At 57.5% G+C, this 16498-nt stretch carries 12 protein-coding genes and 1 pseudogene; 7 read left to right on the top strand and 6 right to left on the bottom strand.

Annotated elements, in window-relative coordinates; all coding sequences use genetic code 11:
• Window positions 1-183: 183 nt before the first annotated feature.
• From prfB to TM5383_RS04225, 4 genes are all read left to right on the top strand, one after another.
• A complete protein-coding gene (gene prfB, locus TM5383_RS04240; protein WP_058317805.1) occupies window positions 184-1311 on the top strand; it encodes a peptide chain release factor 2 in 1128 nt (375 codons plus the stop codon).
• A 184-nt stretch (window positions 1312-1495) separates the two neighbouring features.
• Entirely contained in the window at window positions 1496-2926 is a 1431-nt protein-coding gene (locus TM5383_RS04235) for an amidase (RefSeq protein ID WP_058317804.1), read from the top strand.
• A gap of 125 nt (window positions 2927-3051) precedes the next feature.
• Window positions 3052-3903: a DUF2189 domain-containing protein gene (locus TM5383_RS04230; RefSeq protein ID WP_082645389.1), complete on the top strand. Its 852-nt coding sequence runs from the start codon at window positions 3052-3054 to the stop codon at window positions 3901-3903.
• Between the two features lie 164 nt (window positions 3904-4067).
• Window positions 4068-5111, top strand: coding sequence for an aromatic ring-hydroxylating dioxygenase subunit alpha (locus TM5383_RS04225; protein WP_058317803.1), 1044 nt, complete (start codon window positions 4068-4070; stop codon window positions 5109-5111).
• Window positions 5112-5200: 89 nt separating this feature from the next.
• Here TM5383_RS04225 and ilvN read toward each other — a convergent pair whose 3' ends face one another.
• The 4 genes from ilvN to TM5383_RS04205 form a co-directional block, all read right to left on the bottom strand.
• Complete coding sequence (gene ilvN, locus TM5383_RS04220; RefSeq protein ID WP_058317802.1) at window positions 5201-5761, bottom strand: acetolactate synthase small subunit; 561 nt, start codon at window positions 5759-5761, stop codon at window positions 5201-5203.
• A 72-nt stretch (window positions 5762-5833) separates the two neighbouring features.
• The gene (locus tag TM5383_RS04215) at window positions 5834-7588 is read right to left on the bottom strand and encodes an acetolactate synthase 3 large subunit (RefSeq protein WP_058317801.1); all 1755 of its coding nucleotides are present in this window, start codon (window positions 7586-7588) and stop codon (window positions 5834-5836) included.
• Window positions 7589-8041: 453 nt separating this feature from the next.
• Window positions 8042-8713, bottom strand: a complete 672-nt coding sequence (locus tag TM5383_RS04210; RefSeq protein WP_058317800.1) for a response regulator transcription factor — start codon at window positions 8711-8713, stop codon at window positions 8042-8044.
• A complete protein-coding gene (locus TM5383_RS04205) occupies window positions 8710-10173 on the bottom strand; it encodes a cache domain-containing protein (RefSeq protein ID WP_058317799.1) in 1464 nt (487 codons plus the stop codon). Before TM5383_RS04205 ends, TM5383_RS04210 begins: the two co-directional genes overlap by 4 nt.
• A 304-nt stretch (window positions 10174-10477) precedes the next feature.
• Here TM5383_RS04205 and TM5383_RS04200 point away from each other — a divergent pair.
• The 3 genes and pseudogenes from TM5383_RS04200 (at window position 10478) to TM5383_RS04190 (ending at window position 14977) form a co-directional block, all read left to right on the top strand.
• Window positions 10478-11563 (top strand): annotated as a pseudogene (locus TM5383_RS04200) (TRAP transporter substrate-binding protein).
• A 107-nt stretch (window positions 11564-11670) separates the two neighbouring features.
• Window positions 11671-12606, top strand: coding sequence for a TRAP transporter small permease subunit (locus tag TM5383_RS04195; RefSeq protein ID WP_058318375.1), 936 nt, complete (start codon window positions 11671-11673; stop codon window positions 12604-12606).
• Between the two features lie 16 nt (window positions 12607-12622).
• A complete protein-coding gene (locus TM5383_RS04190) occupies window positions 12623-14977 on the top strand; it encodes a TRAP transporter large permease (RefSeq protein ID WP_058317798.1) in 2355 nt (784 codons plus the stop codon).
• A gap of 104 nt (window positions 14978-15081) precedes the next feature.
• Here TM5383_RS04190 and TM5383_RS04185 read toward each other — a convergent pair whose 3' ends face one another.
• Entirely contained in the window at window positions 15082-15468 is a 387-nt protein-coding gene (locus tag TM5383_RS04185) for a CZB domain-containing protein (RefSeq protein WP_058317797.1), read from the bottom strand.
• Window positions 15469-15563: 95 nt separating this feature from the next.
• On the bottom strand, window positions 15564-16391 hold the full coding sequence (locus tag TM5383_RS04180; RefSeq protein WP_058317796.1) for an arginyltransferase: 828 nt from the start codon (window positions 16389-16391) through the stop codon (window positions 15564-15566).
• Window positions 16392-16498 lie beyond the last annotated feature (107 nt).

Here is a 16498-nt window from a genome sequence, read left to right as displayed (position 1 = left end):
TAGCTTTGGCATTTGAAACGCCCTGCGCTGATTGCGTGGGGCGTTTTGACGTTTAGCACGGGGGGCTAGCGAAACAATTCACGCGGGCAGGGGGCTGTGATCGTTGCGGTGGTCTGGGCGCTTGTATCACAGGCGCGGCCTTGGTATCACGCAGCACTGTAAAGAGATAAGCAGGATTGCCCCATGCGCGCCGAAATTCAGAACACTGTTTCCGAGATTGAGAAATCCCTGGCGTTGCTGCGGCAGCGGATGGACTATGAAACCGCGCAATACCGCATGGAAGAGTTCAACGCCCGCGTCGAAGATCCGACCCTGTGGGATGATCCTGAAAACGCCCAGAAGCTGATGCGCGAGCGTCAGACGCTCTTGGATGCGATCAAAACCCATGACGATATGAAGCAAGAAGTTGCTGACAACATCGAGCTGATCGAACTGGGTGAGATGGAAGAAGATGACGAGGTCATCGCAGACGCCGAAGCGGCGCTGAAGGCTTTGGTGGCAAAGGCCGCTGAGAAAGAGCTGGAAGCACTCCTGAACGGTGAGGCGGACAGCAACGACACCTTCCTCGAGATTAACTCGGGCGCGGGCGGCACGGAAAGCTGCGACTGGGCGTCGATGCTGGCGCGTATGTATGTCCGCTGGGCCGAGAAGAAGGGCTACAAGGTCGAACTGCAGTCGATGACCGCAGGCGAAGAGGCGGGCATTAAATCCGCCGCTTACAAGATCACCGGCCACAACGCCTATGGCTGGCTGAAATCGGAATCCGGCGTGCACCGTCTGGTGCGGATTTCGCCCTATGACTCGGCTGCGAAGCGTCACACCTCGTTCAGCTCTGTCTGGGTCTATCCGGTGGTGGACGACAATATCGAGATTGAGGTGAACCCGTCCGATATCCGCGTCGACACCTACCGCTCGTCCGGTGCTGGTGGTCAGCACGTGAACACCACCGACTCTGCGGTACGGATTACCCACATTCCGACCGGTATCGTTGTCACCTCGTCCGAAAAATCGCAGCACCAGAACCGTGACATCGCGATGAAAGCGCTGAAATCGCGCCTGTACCAACAGGAACTGGATCGTCGCAACGCCGCCATCAACGAGGCGCACGAAAACAAGGGTGACGCGGGCTGGGGCAACCAGATCCGCTCCTACGTTCTGCAACCCTACCAAATGGTCAAAGACCTGCGTACCAGCCATGAAACCAGCGACACCAAAGGTGTGCTGGATGGTGATCTGGACGGGTTCATGGCCGCGACGCTGGCGATGGATGTATCCGGCAAAAGCCGCGCAGATGCGCAGGCCGAAGATTAAACGGCACGGCATCTGCCGCAGTGGTTTCGAAAAAAGGGCGTCCCAAATGGGGCGCCTTTTTGTTGTCGTCCCACTGGGTGAGGTGTGACAGCTAAACCATTCTCGCGCCTTGGTCGTTTACCTTATGGGATTGTCTGTTACCGGTGTTTGGGCAATCCTCTGTGTGTGTAGATCGGAGTGGATCATGGATATTCTGGATTGTGATGCGTTGGACCTGTCGACGCTCCTCGAAGCACGGGAGTTGAGCGCAGTAGAACTGATGCGGGCGACGCTGGAACGGATCACTGCGGTCAATGGGGATGTGAATGCTATCGTGGCGCTGCGCGACGGGGATCGTCTGTTGGAAGAAGCGCGCGCAATGGACCAGACCGAAAGGCGCGGTTGGCTGCACGGAATTCCTGTCGCGGTCAAGGATCTGGCCCATGTCGAAGGCATCGTTTCGTCCATGGGGTCGCCGTTGCAGGCGCGCAAGGTGGCCACACAGGATAGCGTGTTTGTCGAACGGATGCGGCGGGCTGGTGCGCTATTTATCGGTAAAACGAATACGCCGGAATTTGGTTTGGGCAGCCACACCTTTAACGAAGTCTACGGTGCCACCAAAAATCCTTATGACATGACACGGTCCGCTGGCGGTTCATCAGGTGGTGCGGCGGCCGCGTTGGCGACGCGGATGGTATGTGTCGCGGATGGGTCCGACATGATGGGCAGCCTGCGCAATCCGGCGGCGTGGAATAACGTCTATGGTTTCCGCCCCAGTTTCGGCCGCGTCCCCGCCGACCCCGAGGGCGAGGTATTTTTGCAGCAGATGTCGACAAACGGCCCGATGGGGCGTTCCCCCGCCGATATTGCCGCCCTGTTGGAGGTGATGACCGGCTGGGACATTCGCCAGCCGCATGGGTTGTTGCCACAAATGTTTCTGGACCGCATCCGCACCAATGTGAACGGGCTGCGCATTGGCTGGTTGTCTGACTGGGGTGGTGCCTATCCGATGGAGGCGGGCGTTCTGGACACCTGCGAAAGTGCGCTGGGTGTCTTTGAGCAGCTGGGCTGTGAGGTGGTGGAGCTGCCAGCACCCTTTGAGGCGGCGAAACTGTGGAATGCTTGGTGTACCTTGAGGTCGTGGTCTATCGCGGGAACACTGTCACCGTTGCACGCCAACCTCGCCAGTCGGGGGCAGCTAAAGGAAGAAGCTATCTGGGAAATTGAGCGCGGCAAGGCGCTTAGCGCCATGGCAGTGCATCGGGCATCTGTGGTGCGTTCGGATTGGTTCCGCCGTGCGGTGGAGCTGTTTGCTGATGTAGATATCCTGATGATGCCTTCGGCGCAGGTCTGGCCCTTTGCGGTTGGGGACCGCTATCCAAAAGAGATTGCAGGGCGGACGATGGACACCTACCACCGCTGGATGGAAATTGTGGTGCCTGTCAGTTTGCTAGGGTTGCCCTGCATGTCGATCCCTGCAGGATTTGGCCCCAATGGCCTGCCAATGGGAATGCAATTGATCGGTCCACCGCGCGGGGATCTGCGGGTCTTACAAATCGCGCAAGCCTGGCATGAGGCGACGAACTGGCCGGGCAAACACCCGCCGCGACCGGCACATAGCCTGCGTTTGCATTGACTCGCGTTCAATCCCGTAGCTTTCCCACCTGTTCACAAAGTGGGTAGGCAACAGGCCGACATCTGCTTAACCTACCCTTGAGGAGTGAGAGGCCAAGCGTATCGCAAGGTTGAGGGAGGATTTGCATGACGGAGGCGGCAGAACAGCACGCAACCGCGCATCAGGCGCACAACACGCATGAAAATGGAACCATTGGCGGTCTGCAACACGGCGTGCCGGAATTCGGTGCGGTGACCCTTGGCGTGCTGGCAGAAGCGCTGCGGCGCGGCTGGCACGATTTCATGCGCGCACCGGTGTTCGGGGTGATCTTTGCCTCTGTCTATGTGCTGCTTGGTATCTTCATGGTCTGGCTCACCCGCTGGAGTGGTCATAGCTATTGGCTGGTCTTTGCCGCCGCAGGCTTTCCGCTGATTGGGCCGTTTACGGCTGTGGGGCTCTATGAGGTAAGCCGCCGATTGGAACGACAGGAAACACTGAGCATGAAGGGGATTTTTGGCGTCATCCTGTTGCAGAGCCAACGGCAGCTGCCGTCGATCAGCGCGATCATCATCTTTATGTTTCTGTTCTGGTTCTTCCTCGCTCATATGATCTTTGCTGTGTTTATGGGCACTGTGACGATGACCAATGTGTCCACCTCCTTCGAAGTGTACCTGACATCAAACGGCCTATCGATGCTGGCTGTTGGTTCAGTCGTCGGGGCGGGGTTTGCGCTGTTGCTGTTCATGATCACCGTGGTGTCGCTGCCGATGCTCTTGGACCGAGAGGTGGATTATGTGTCTGCGATGATCGCCTCCTTCCAACTGGTGCAGGAGAACTTTGTGCCGATGATCCTGTGGGCGGGTTTTGTCGCTGTGCTGACCTTTGTGGCGATGCTGCCGGCGTTCATGGGGCTTTTCATTGTGTTGCCGCTGTTGGGCCACGCGACTTGGCACCTTTATGATTTGTTGCTGCAAACAGCAGAAGTATCTGACGAATAAATAAAAATGCACGATAGTGGGGGGTAATTCGCTCGCCTCATCCTTGTGCGATGCCTGCGCGACCTTTAGGGTGGCGCTGGATCGCGGTGCAGCTAACGCACCCGATATTTACCCAAAATGCCCGGAAGATCCTGCGCCCGTCGCAGGCCCAGCAGGAGAGCGCAATGTTTCTGAAAAACGCTTGGTATGTGGCTGCATGGTCGCAAGAAATCACCCGCGATCTGCAACAGATCCGTGTCCTAGGTGAAAAGATTTGCGTGTATCGCACCAGTAGCGATGAGGTCATCGCGCTAGAAGACGCCTGTCCCCACCGCAAGCTACCGCTGTCCAAAGGACGGATCAAAGGGGACAATGTCGAGTGTGGATATCATGGCCTGACCTTTGATTGCGCGGGCCAATGCGTCTGGGCGCCGGGTACTGGCCGCATCCCTTCAGCGGCCAAGGTGCGGGCCTATCCTGTGCATGAAAAATACGGGCTGGTCTGGATCTGGATGGGCAACGCCGCGATGGCTGACCCGTCCGAGATCTTTGAGATTGAGAACTATGACAACCCTGATTGGGGCATTAACCGCGGTGCTGCGATGGAGTTGCAATGCAACTACCTCTACATGACGGATAACCTGTTGGATCCGACCCATGTGGCATGGGTACATGAGGGGTCTTTTGCGCAGGACGCGACCAAGGATACGCCCTTGCGGGTGAAGAAGACCGACGAAGGCGTCATTGTGCATCGTTGGATGATGGATGTGGAGCCTGCGCCGTTCTATAAAAAGGTGATTGGTTTTAAGGGCAACTGTGACCGCCTGCAGCACTATGAGGTGCGCTACCCCAGCCATGCCCTGATCCGCGCTATTTTCACCCCAGCTGGGACAGGTGGGCCGGACGGATCACTGCACCCAGATACATTCATCATGGACAGCTACAACTTCATGACGCCGACCAGTGAAAGGGAAACCCGATATTACTGGTTCCAACTGCGTAACATCCGCCCAGATGATGCCGAGTTGAGCGCGTTGATGAGCGAGGATGTGCGCAAAGCCTTTGAAGAGGATCGCGCTGTGTTGGATGAGGTGCAGATCGGCATGGATGAAAAAACATCCCCTCATATCGACCTGCCCATTGATGGCGGCCAGCTGAGGTTCCGCCGTCAGCTACAGGCGATGATCAACGAAGAACAGCTGGTCGACCAACAGATGCAAGACGGGTAGGGGAGGGAGTGCCGCCCGTAGTCGTTTGAGTGTGCAAAGAAAAAGGGCCGCAAGATGCGGCCCTTGTCATGTCTGGGTTGTGATCCGCGTCACGCGCCGCGCGACAGGGCAGCAACGCCGGTGCGGGCAATCTCAACCAGCCCCAGCGGCTGCATCAATTCGGCAAAGGCCTCGATCTTGTCAGGCGCGCCGGTCATTTCAAAGACAAAACTGGTGAGGGTCGAATCGACCACATTGGCGCGGAAAATTTCGGCCAGACGCAGTGCTTCGATGCGCTTTTCGCCTTCGCCTTCGACCTTGATCAGCGCCAGTTCACGTTCCACAACCGCGCCTTCGACGGTCAGGTCATGCACGTCATGCACCGGAACGATGCGGCCCAGCTGCGCCTTGATCTGTTCGATCACCTGCGGGGTGCCGGTGGTGACGATGGTGATCCGGCTCAGATGGCCAGCATGATCCACCTCGGCTACGGTCAGGCTTTCGATGTTGTATCCGCGGGCCGAGAACAGACCGATCACACGGGCCAGAACACCCGGTTCGTTGTCCACCAGAATGGCCAGTGTGTGACGTTCCTTCATGTCCGAAAAGTTCGGGCGTAGGTTATAGGCGGAATGGCTCGTGGAGCCTTTTTTGATGTGTAGAGCTGCCATTTTTCTATCTCTCAAATCTTGTGCATCAGCAATGGAGGGATCGGGGGCAGGGACTGCCCCCGAGGCGCATCATCACACCAGAACCGCGCCGCCGGACTGGATCACGCCCTGAGTTTCTGCATCGCCCAAGAGCATTTCATTGTGGGCCTTGCCCGACGGGATCATCGGGAAGCAGTTTTCATGCTTCTCTACCAGACAGTCAAAGATCACAGGCCCATCATATTCGATCATTTCCATGATCGCGTCGTCCAGGTCGGCAGGGTCAGAACACTGAATGCCCTTACAGCCAAATGCCTCGGCCAGTTTCACGAAATCAGGCAGCGATTCCGACCAGCTGTGGCTGTAGCGTTCACCGTGCAGCAGTTCCTGCCATTGGCGCACCATGCCCAGACGTTCGTTGTTCAGGATGAACTGTTTCACCGGCAGGCGGAACTGCATGGCAGTGCCCATTTCCTGCATGTTCATCAGCCACGACGCTTCGCCTGCGACGTTGATCACCAAGCTGTCCTGATGCGCCATCTGCACACCTACGGATGCCGGAACGCCGTAACCCATGGTGCCGAGACCACCAGAGGTCATCCAACGGTTCGGATCTTCGAACCCGAGGTATTGAGCTGCCCACATTTGGTGCTGACCCACTTCGGTGGTGATGTAGCGATCCATGCCTTTGGTCAGGGCTTCAAGGCGCGCCAACGCGTACTGCGGTTTGATCACGCTGCCTTCTTGCTTGAACTGCAGGCAGTTGACTGCTTTCCACTCTTCGATCTGTTTCATCCAGTTGGCAAGGGCCGCTTTGTTGGTCTTGCGACCACGGGCTTTCCAGACTTTCAGGATGTCTTCCAACACGTGGCCCACGTCACCAACGATCGGGATGTCCACGCGGATCACCTTGTTGATCGACGAGGGATCAATGTCGATATGCGCCTTAGTCGAGTTGGGGCTGAACGCATCCAGACGGCCAGTGATCCGGTCATCAAAACGCGCACCGATGTTGATCATCAGGTCACAGCCGTGCATCGCCATGTTGGCCTCATACAGGCCGTGCATGCCCAGCATCCCCAGCCAGCCCTTGCCAGACGCCGGGTAGGCGCCCAGACCCATCAGGGTGGAGGTGATGGGGAAACCGGTGCCATCCACCAGCTCACGCAGCAGCTGGCTGGCCGCCGGGCCAGAGTTGATGACGCCACCACCGGTGTAAAACACCGGACGTTCGGCCTTTTCGATGGCGTCGACCAGCATCTCAATCTCGGCCATGTCGCCCTTCAGCTTGGGCTGATAGTGGCTGACCTCAACCTTTTGCGGCGGGGTGTATTCGCCATCGGCAAACTGAACATCCTTGGGGATGTCGATCAGAACCGGACCCGGACGGCCCGAGGTGGCGACATGGAACGCCTCATGAAGGGTGCCCGACAGCTTGTCAGTGTTTTTCACCAGCCAGTTATGCTTGGTGCAGGACCGGGTGATGCCAACGGTGTCGGCTTCCTGAAAGGCGTCGGAACCGATCATGAAGGTGGGTACCTGACCCGTCAGAACCACAATCGGGATCGAGTCCAGCAGCGCATCGGTCAGGCCGGTGACCGCGTTGGTGGCACCGGGGCCAGAGGTCACGAGGCACACACCGGGTTTGCCGGTCGAACGCGCATAGCCTTCGGCGGCATGAACCGCGCCTTGTTCGTGGCGAACGAGAACGTGCTTGATATCGTTTTGCTGAAAGATCTCATCATAAATCGGTAGCACCGCGCCCCCGGGGTATCCGAATACGACATCCACACCCTGATCCTTGAGGGCTTGGACTACCATTTTCGCTCCGGTCATCTGACGTGTCATGTTTTCGCTCCGTTTACGACGTCAATTTTACAGCTGCCAAGAAAAAGCCCCCGACTTTCGTTCGGGGGCGCATGGGGTTCCATTATGGTGTCCGTTACCGGCCCATGCGCCAATTTTCTACGATGACCACTAGGGTGTCCATGTTGAAATGACCTCACTTGGTGCTTGGCATGGTTTTATTGGCCTGCTGAGGGGGCGTCAACAGATAATGGAATGCAAAATGCCCGTTTTTGGGTTATTTTCTTTGCGAAAATTGCGCGATATAGATTTGCTGGTGTAATTTTTGGAAATATTCAGTAATTGAAACGTGTTTTTGTGGCTGTTTCCTCGCGTCCACGGGGGGTGACGGTGTGTGCGGGTGTGTTAGTTGCGGCTGCACACAGGATAACGGGCGCCGGTAGGCGCCCGTGTTGAAACCATCAGATGTGTCGCTTGCCGTCGAGGCCTGCAGGATCAGAGGCTGACACCGGTGCCCTGCAAAACACCATGTTCCAGCGCGTAGCGTGTCAGACCCGCGGTTGAGGAAATGCCCAGCTTGCGTTTGATGTTCTTGCGGTGGGTTTCAACAGTGCGCACGGATATTTCTAGTGCCTGCGCCACCTCTTTGTTCGATTTGCCCTGCGCCAATTGCAGCAGGATCGTCTGTTCGCGGCCGGTAAGTGCGTCGCGCGCCTTGCCTTCGCTTGGATCCAATGCGCCTTGCGCGCCAGTGCAAAGGTAGCGCTCTCCGCCCATCACCGTGTCGATCGCTGTCTTGATCTCTTCGGTTGGCACATCCTTTAGCACATAGCCCATCGCCCCATGGGCCAGCGCGGTTGAGATGTACTCGCGTGAATCATGCATGCTTAGGATCAGGATGCGGGTGTCGGGGCTGCGTTCCAGAATGATCTCTGTCGCGGACAACCCGCCGACATCGGGCATGTTCAGGTCCATCAGAATAACATCGGGCTGCATCTCTTCGACTGCATCAATAATGGCGCGGCCGCTCTGATAGGTGGCCAGTACCTCTAGGTCATCGTAGCTTTCGAGGATGGATTGGATGCCTTCGGCGACCATTGGGTGATCATCGACAATGACCAGTTTGACCGGTGCGGTGTCGTGGGTGTCTTCGGCGGTGTCCGTCATGAAGCTGCTCCCGTTTTGGTCGTCTCAAAGATGCGCGATGCGGTCTTGGTGGGCGGATCGCTGGGGTCTTCTGGCGGCAACAGGTGGCTGAGCGGCAGCTGAACCTCGATCAACGTACCGTCGCGGCTAGATATGATTTTAAGCTGTCCGTCAAGTTGTTCAATCCGTTCCTGCATGTTGCGCAGGCCAAATCCACCGGGGCGATCGCCGCGCGCTGTATCTTGGGGTATGCCTTCGCCGTTGTCCTCTATCGCCATAGTGGCGCCGTTGCGGTGGCCGCGGATATCGACGCTGACCTTGGTGGCATTTGCGTGGCGTTCGATGTTGGTCAGCGCCTCTTGGGCAATGCGGTAAAGGGCGATCTTACTTTCCTGATCCAGTCGGTTGCGAAAGACGACGGTGTTAAATTCGGTTTCGATCCCGGTGCGGTTGGCAAAATCGTTCGTCAGTGCTTTTAGGGCAGGGCCAAGGCCCAGATCATCCAGCGCGGCTGGGCGCAGGTCGCGGCTGATGCGGCGCACCTCTTGGATCGCGCCCAAGAGGTTGCCGATACCCTTGTCCAGCGTGTCGCCTGCGCGGTCATCACCCTGTTTCAACCGCAGTTTGGCGGTATCCAGTGCATAGCGCACCCCGACAAGGATCTGGCTGATACCATCATGCAGTTCCCGCGCCACGCGCCCGCGCTCTTCTTCTTGCGCATCAAAAACACGCTGGTTCAGTTCTTTCAGTTTCACATCGGCCAACCGCCGTTCGCGGATATTCAGGAACATGCCCGATGCAAAGACAACCAGAACCGCCGTCAGCGTGATGGCCCCGATATAAAGGAAGGTGCGGCGCACGCGCGCCTCAACCTCTGCCCGTGCAGCGGCGGTGCTGGCCAGAACATCGTCGATGAACACGCCAGTGCCCACCGCCCACCGCCAACTGGGGAAAGAGGTGACATAGGTGATCATCCGCGCCTCTTCGCCGGTGGATGGTTTGGGCCACAGATAGCTGTGATAGCCCGCGCCAGAACGGGCAATGTCCAGCAGTTCATCCACCACTGGGGTGCCTTCGCTGTCTTTCAAACCCAGCCAGTTGTTGTTGATCAATCCTGTCTGACGCGGACTGACCAGGTTGTTGCCATCATAGTCGTAGACAAAGAACGCGCCTTCTTCGCCGTAGATCATCGCTGACAGGATCTGCATCACCTGTTCCTTGGCCGCGTCATCGTTGGGTGACGCACTGCCGTATATAAAGTAAAACCCGTTTCGGGCCTGGGTGACGTAGTTTTTCAGCTCGGCTTTTTTCGCCTCGATCAGCTGTTCTTCCATCGCCTTGATCTCGCGCTCCGCCATCAGGCGGGACTGGTGCGCCACCAGTAATGAGATGGCCGCCACAGCCACAATAAGGGGCAATGTCGCCAGCAGCGTCAGCTTTTGGCCGTAGTTGGGGCGAAAGGGGAATCTGAAAAAGTGCATAGCTGATTCGTTACGAAATTTTGCCATCAAAGGCAAAACACACCCCAGATACTGGGTAGAAATACCGCATTCGCCTTTGCGCGATCCCGTTAGGATTTTCGCTGAATGGACGCTGCGTATGCAGATTTTGTCTTAAAAATAGGCTAATTTTAAGGGCTTAAGGTGAATTAGGGGGCGTTCTACGTAGTAGTAGGTATTCCCATAATGACATGTGTTGGTAGGTTTGGCGCACTGAAAACGATCCGCCCGCTGTTTCGGCCCAGAGCCGTAACAGACGGGCTGTGACCAATGGGAGGACCAATATATGGATCGTCGTTCTTTTCTGAAAACTTCCGCACTGGGCGGTTCGGCCGCTGCGGCCTCCACTCTGGCGGCCCCGGCTTACGCCCAAGGCAAGCGCACCCTGACCATGGTAACCTCCTAGCCGCGCGGCTTTGCGGTTCTGGATGATGCCGCCAGCTACATGGAGAAAATGGTTGGCGAAATGTCCGGTGGCACTCTGACCATCGACAAAAAAGCACCGGGTGAACTGGTGGGCGCACTGGAAGTGTTTGATGCTGTGTCTTCGGGCCAGGCAGACATGTACCACTCCGCTGACTACTACTACATCAACCAGCATCCCGGTTACGCTTACTTCACCGCAGTACCCTTCGGCGGTACCGCACAGGAAGTATCGAACTGGTACTACCACGGCGGCGGCGAGCAGCTGCACGACGAGCTGGGCGAGATCTTCAACCTGAAAGGTCTGCTGGCAGGTAACTCCGGTTCGCAGTCCGGTGGTTGGTTCCGCAAAGAAATCAACTCCGCTGATGACTTCAACGGTCTGAAGTTCCGTATGCCCGGTCTGGGTGGCAAAGTTCTGGGTAAACTGGGCGCATCCGTTCAGAACATCCCCGGTGGTGAACTGTATCAGGCGCTGTCGTCCGGCGCTCTGGACGGTCTGGAGTGGGTTGGCCCGATGGCTGACGAACGCGCCGGCTTCCAAGAAGTTGCCAAAGTCTACTACACCGCAGGCTTCCACGAGCCGGGTTCGGCGCTGGCCTCCTCGGTCAACCTGGACGTTTGGAACGAACTGTCGGATCAACACAAAGCGATCCTGCGTTACGCTTCTATGGCTGTGACCCAGTTCCAGCTGGCCGAAACCCTGGCAAACAACGGCGCCGCACTGGCCCGTCTGCAGAGCCAAGGCGTGAAAACCCTGCAGTTCTCGGACGACGTATGGGACGCATTCGGCAAAGCCTCCGCAGAGGTTATGGACGAAAACATGGGCGACGAACTGTTCGCCAAAATCCGCAACTCGTTCGAAGCTTCGCTGGCCACCTCGGCCTCGTGGATCAACAAGTCGGACGGCTACTACGTCCAGCAGCGCGTACGCGTTCTGGGCGGCTAAGCTGTCAGTTAACCGATAGTGGGCGGGCCTCGGAATTCCGGGGCCCGTTCCGGTCCAGCCGCAACCCCGCGAAGCTGTGACCATGGATAGGGGAAATGGGGGATATCATGCAGGAATCCAGCGCTGCCGGTTTTGGGCAGATTCTGGCGTCCATTGGCGATTTGTTTGTCTGGACCATCCAGAACATCGCCCTGGCGTTCTATAACTTCGGCTATGCCGTCACCAACCCCAGCCTGTGGCTGGATTGGTCCGACAAGCAAGCCATCATGCGCTTTGTCTACTACGGTGGTTCGGTAGAGTTCTTCTTTGTCGTCTTCACCACCTTCCTGATCGTAACCGCGATCGGCATGTGGAAGCGCAACTTCATGTGGGCGATTGTGCGCGGGCTGGAAGGCTTTGCCAACACAACCGGCCGCTTCTTTGCCTGGGCAGGCCTCTTGATGGTGCTGCAACAGGTTATCATCGTTTTCATGCAGCGGATCTTTACCCGGCCTGACATCGTGTTCGGCTTTGGTGTGCCTCTGCAGTTCGACATCAGCTGGTACGCCGAAGAGCTGAAGTTCTACAACGCTCTCGTTGTGGCACTCTGTGCGTCTTACACCTTTGTGCAGGGCGGCCATGTGCGGGTGGATCTGGTCTACTCGGGCGTGAAATACCGCACCAAGAAGATGATCGACATGATCGGTTCGCTGATCTTCATGCTGCCCGCTGCAACGCTGATCTGGCTGTACGGCTGGTTCTTCATGTGGCGCCATCTGATTGTACCGAAGCCGTCGGCCTCGGACAAACTGGAACGGCTGATCGCAAAATCGCGCGCTCTGCGCTGGAACGTGGAAACCATCGGCTTCTCGCCCAACGGCTTCTCGGGTTACTTCCTGTTCAAGATCCTGCTTGTGGCATTTGCCGCCATGATCTTCCTGCACGGGATCGCGTTCTTCTACCGCTCGTACCTTGAGTGGAAAGAAGGCCCGGAAAGCGAAGGCAAATACCTCGACAAGGATACGCTTGGCGAAGGTGAAGAAGCCTATGAAGGCACGCACTAAGGCTGAGGACTAACTTATGCTTTTTGGACTTGATGGGGTCGAAATCGGCCTGCTTATCGTCTTCCTCTGCCTGTTCGGCTCGATTCTGTCGGGCTTCCCGGTGGCCTTCGCCATCGGTGGTGCAGGGGTTATTTCCTTCGGGATCATCGCCGCGCTGGACAGCGCTGGACTGCTTATTCACCAGGCTATCGACACTGGGTCGGATGCCTATGCGGCGCTTGTCGCCTCTGGGGTGAAAGAGGAAATCATCTCGGTCTTCCGATACCCGGATCTTCCACGACTTGAGGAACCTGTGTTCCCCAAAGGTTGGGAAGACGCGATGAACCGCAACATTTCGTTCATCGTTAACCGGATGAACGAACGTGTTCTGGCCGGTCAGTCGATCGAAACGCTGCTGGCGGTTCTGATGTTCGTTCTGATGGGTATCACGCTGGAACGCTCCAAGATCGCAAACGATCTGCTAACCACTATGGCGCGCGTCTTTGGCCCGCTGCCCGGCGGCCTGGCAGTATCGGTTGTGGTTGTGGGCGCGTTTCTGGCGGCATCGACCGGCATCGTGGGCGCCACTGTTGTGACCATGGGCCTGCTGTCGCTGCCGACCATGCTGCGCAACGGCTATAGCCCTGAACTGTCAACTGGTGTGATTGCTGCGTCGGGCACGCTGGGGCAGATCATTCCACCGTCGATCGTGATCGTTCTGTTGGGCACGCTGGCGGGCGACCTCTACTCTGCTGCGCAAGAAGCACGCGCAGTTGAGGCAGGCTGTACCGACGCGCTGACCTATCTGGGTGAGCCGGCGGTTCTGTCCGTTGGTACACTGTTCCAGGCGGCACTGCTGCCGGGTGTCATGCTGGCGCTGCTCTATGCGCTTTATGCCTTTGGCTATGCTCTGCTGAACCCATCCAAGGCCCCTGCGGTCCAGATGGAACCGTCCAGCCATGAAACCATCACCCGTGGTGAAGGTCTGACCTGGTTCATCTTTGTTCCGGTTGGTCTGATCGCTGCTGTGATGCTGGCAGGCAATCTGGGTCTGGTGGGGTCGCAGGACCTGACCGTTGACAGCTACACCGACGTTGGTGAAGGCGCATCGCTGCGCACCAATGTGGGCGAACAGTGTAAAGCGTCGATGATCACCCTGCACGGTCAAGAGGCTTGGGACATCGCGGTTGCCGAACAGGCTGCACTGGATGCCGCTGGCACCTCGAACGAGGCAGTGAAGCTGACCGAGGATGAGATCAACGCCGCCCGCGTCGCCAAGGCCGAAGCCGCCGCGCCGATCGGCACCGGCATCTCGATCCTGATCATCGCACTGGGTCTGGTGCTGGCCTTTGGTCGTGGCGTCGCGCCCTCCAAGGACACGAAGCCGCTGATCCTTGGTGCAATGGGTCTGGTCCTGTTGGCGCTGGTCGACATCCTGCTGATCGCGCCGACCACCAGCGCAGGTGGCACTGTGGTGCTGATGGCGCTGCCGACCCTGCTGGCGCTTTATGGCTGTAAGGAAGCTGTGCTGCGCTGCACCAAAAACGAACTGATCCGCGTGGTGTTCCCGCCGCTGGTTCTGATCGTTGCGGTGCTGGGCTCGATCCTGGGTGGTATCACCAACCCGACGCCCGCTGCGGCGCTGGGTGCGGCTGGTGCGATCATGCTGGCGGCCTACCGCAAGCTGCAGGATGAGGATGCATCGGGTAAGGTCATCATCAACTCCACCTTCGCGGTGGCGATCATGATCCTGCTGGGCATGAACTTTGACCTGCGTATCAACACCAAAGAGGTGTCGGCAGAAACCTGGATCGCGTTCTTCGCAGCCTACTCGGCCTATCTGTATGCAGCTTTCGGTCTGCTTTACAGCTGTTGGGTTCTGTTCCGCTCGGGCGTACTTAGCCCAGTGGTGCGCGAAACGGCCAAAGTGACCTCGATGGTGTTCACCATCTTGATCGGGTCGCAGCTGCTGAACCTTGTCGTGATCTCCTTCGGGGGTGAGCATTACATCCAGCAATTCCTGAAGAGTTTCGACAACGAGCTGACGGTCTTCCTGATCGTGATGCTGGTGCTCTTCGTGCTGGGCTTCGTGCTCGACTTCCTGGAAATCATCTACATCGTGATCCCGATCGTGGGGCCGGTCATCTATGGCGGCACCTTTGATCCGAAATGGGTGACGATCATGGTGGCAGTAAACTTGCAGACCTCGTTCCTGACCCCGCCGTTTGGCTTCGCGCTGTTCTATCTGCGCGGCGTTGCACCGGCGAGTGTCACCACGGGTCACATCTACCGCGGTATCATCCCGTTTGTGTTGATCCAGGTGGCCGGTCTGGCCCTGCTGTGGGCGGTTCCGTCCATCGTGACCATCGTTCCGGATCTGATCCCGAACTGATCTTTGGTCAGATAGAAAATCAGAAAGCCGCCCCTTGGGGCGGCTTTTTCTTTGCGCGGTGATCGATGGGGATCGCTCCTTGGGTCAATACGCCGGGGTGTTGATCAGGCACTTTGCTTCACGAGGACGTTGAGCTTCCACGCCGCAACCGCGCGGGTCAGATCGCGGCTGGTGTTGGTGTAGTTGTCACCGTTGAGATAGTCCAAAGCCGTCGAGAACTGAGCGTCGTTGATCTGTTGCGCGACGTGGCCTGCTTCTTTGTGAAAGTCGGCATGAAGCGCACGCACCTTTTGCGCGTCGGCGGTGTTGCGGATGTCGGCCGGTAGGGCATAGAGCCATTTGCCAAACTTGCAGCAGTCATCGCGGCAAATAGTGTCGACCGGTAGGTTCTGTTCCTTGCTGGTAGCGGCGCGACGCAGGCGCATTTTCCAGGCCGAGTGCGCCTTGACTGCATCGGACAGGGCTGTGGCGAGGGCTTCGGATGTACTCATGTTCGTAGACTTTCGTAATATTCACGAAAGTAAATACGTTTAAAGGCAACACCGTTTTAGGCGAGTGATGCCAATAAATATGCCAAAAACGGTATTTATGTGCGTTTGACCGGATGGCTCAGATCAGGAAGCGATATATTGGCGACTTGTTCGGCAATGGGATCGGTCGATAGGGGGTGCAACTGGGCATCATAAGCTTCATCGCCCTGAAACGCTTCCCATGCGCCACCGCGGAAGACTTCCAATCCGCTGAAGTTCGACTTGTATCCCATCTTGACGCTGCCCGGCACCCAGTAGCCCAGATAGACATGTGGCAGCCCAGCTTCGCGGGCGATGTCGATATGATCAAGGATCACATACGTCCCAAGGGAATCTGAACGCCGATGCGGATCATAGAAGGAATAGACCATCGAGGTTCCATCCTCCAACAGATCGGTCAGGCAGACGGCCACCAGATTGCCGGTTTCACGGTCGGCGTATTCGATCACGCGGGTGCGGATCGGGGTTTCTTCGACCATCGCGGCAAATTCGAACACATCCATGTCCGCCATGCCGCCATCGGAATGGCGGCTGTCCAGATAACGGCGGAACAGGTCGAACTGCTCTTCGGTTGCCCAAGCGGATGTGGTGCGGCGCACCAATCCTTCGTTGCGGCGCAGGGTGCGACGCTGGGATTTGTTAGGAGTGAATTGCTCGACATTGATCCGCGCCGATAGGCAAGCAGCGCAATCTGTGCAGGACGGGCGGTACAATACGTTCTGCGAACGACGAAAGCCCTGTTTCGACAGGCTGTCATTCAGTGCGATGGCAGTATCCCCTTGCAACGCAGTGAACAGTTTCCGCTCCATCCGGTCCGCCAGATAGGGGCAGGGCTGGGGGGCAGTCACGTAGAACTGTGGTGCTAGGGGTAACGTATGTCGCATACACTTAAATAATGATTACTGTCGATCCGGGAAGGTTAGCAGGCGCAACCGCCCCGGTCGAGAGGGGATTAACCGCTTTTTGGTATGCTCACGCGGTGTTAGCGGCC

This window comes from Thalassovita mediterranea, assembly GCF_001458435.1.
GTDB classification, from domain to species: Bacteria; Pseudomonadota; Alphaproteobacteria; order Rhodobacterales; family Rhodobacteraceae; genus Thalassobius; species Thalassobius mediterraneus.
This window is presented reverse-complemented; position numbering and strand designations above follow the sequence as displayed.

What these genes read in the sequence shown, in the direction of transcription:
- prfB (WP_058317805.1), top strand. Translation starts at nt 184, where the DNA reads ATGCGCGCCGAAATTCAGAACACTGTTTCCGAGATTGAGAAATCCCTG.
- TM5383_RS04235 (WP_058317804.1), top strand. Translation starts at nt 1,496, where the DNA reads ATGGATATTCTGGATTGTGATGCGTTGGACCTGTCGACGCTCCTCGAA.
- TM5383_RS04230 (WP_082645389.1), top strand. Translation starts at nt 3,052, where the DNA reads ATGACGGAGGCGGCAGAACAGCACGCAACCGCGCATCAGGCGCACAAC.
- TM5383_RS04225 (WP_058317803.1), top strand. Translation starts at nt 4,068, where the DNA reads ATGTTTCTGAAAAACGCTTGGTATGTGGCTGCATGGTCGCAAGAAATC.
- ilvN (WP_058317802.1), bottom strand. Translation starts at nt 5,761, where the DNA reads ATGGCAGCTCTACACATCAAAAAAGGCTCCACGAGCCATTCCGCCTAT.
- TM5383_RS04215 (WP_058317801.1), bottom strand. Translation starts at nt 7,588, where the DNA reads ATGACACGTCAGATGACCGGAGCGAAAATGGTAGTCCAAGCCCTCAAG.
- TM5383_RS04210 (WP_058317800.1), bottom strand. Translation starts at nt 8,713, where the DNA reads ATGACGGACACCGCCGAAGACACCCACGACACCGCACCGGTCAAACTG.
- TM5383_RS04205 (WP_058317799.1), bottom strand. Translation starts at nt 10,173, where the DNA reads ATGCACTTTTTCAGATTCCCCTTTCGCCCCAACTACGGCCAAAAGCTG.
- TM5383_RS04195 (WP_058318375.1), top strand. Translation starts at nt 11,671, where the DNA reads ATGCAGGAATCCAGCGCTGCCGGTTTTGGGCAGATTCTGGCGTCCATT.
- TM5383_RS04190 (WP_058317798.1), top strand. Translation starts at nt 12,623, where the DNA reads ATGCTTTTTGGACTTGATGGGGTCGAAATCGGCCTGCTTATCGTCTTC.
- TM5383_RS04185 (WP_058317797.1), bottom strand. Translation starts at nt 15,468, where the DNA reads ATGAGTACATCCGAAGCCCTCGCCACAGCCCTGTCCGATGCAGTCAAG.
- TM5383_RS04180 (WP_058317796.1), bottom strand. Translation starts at nt 16,391, where the DNA reads ATGCGACATACGTTACCCCTAGCACCACAGTTCTACGTGACTGCCCCC.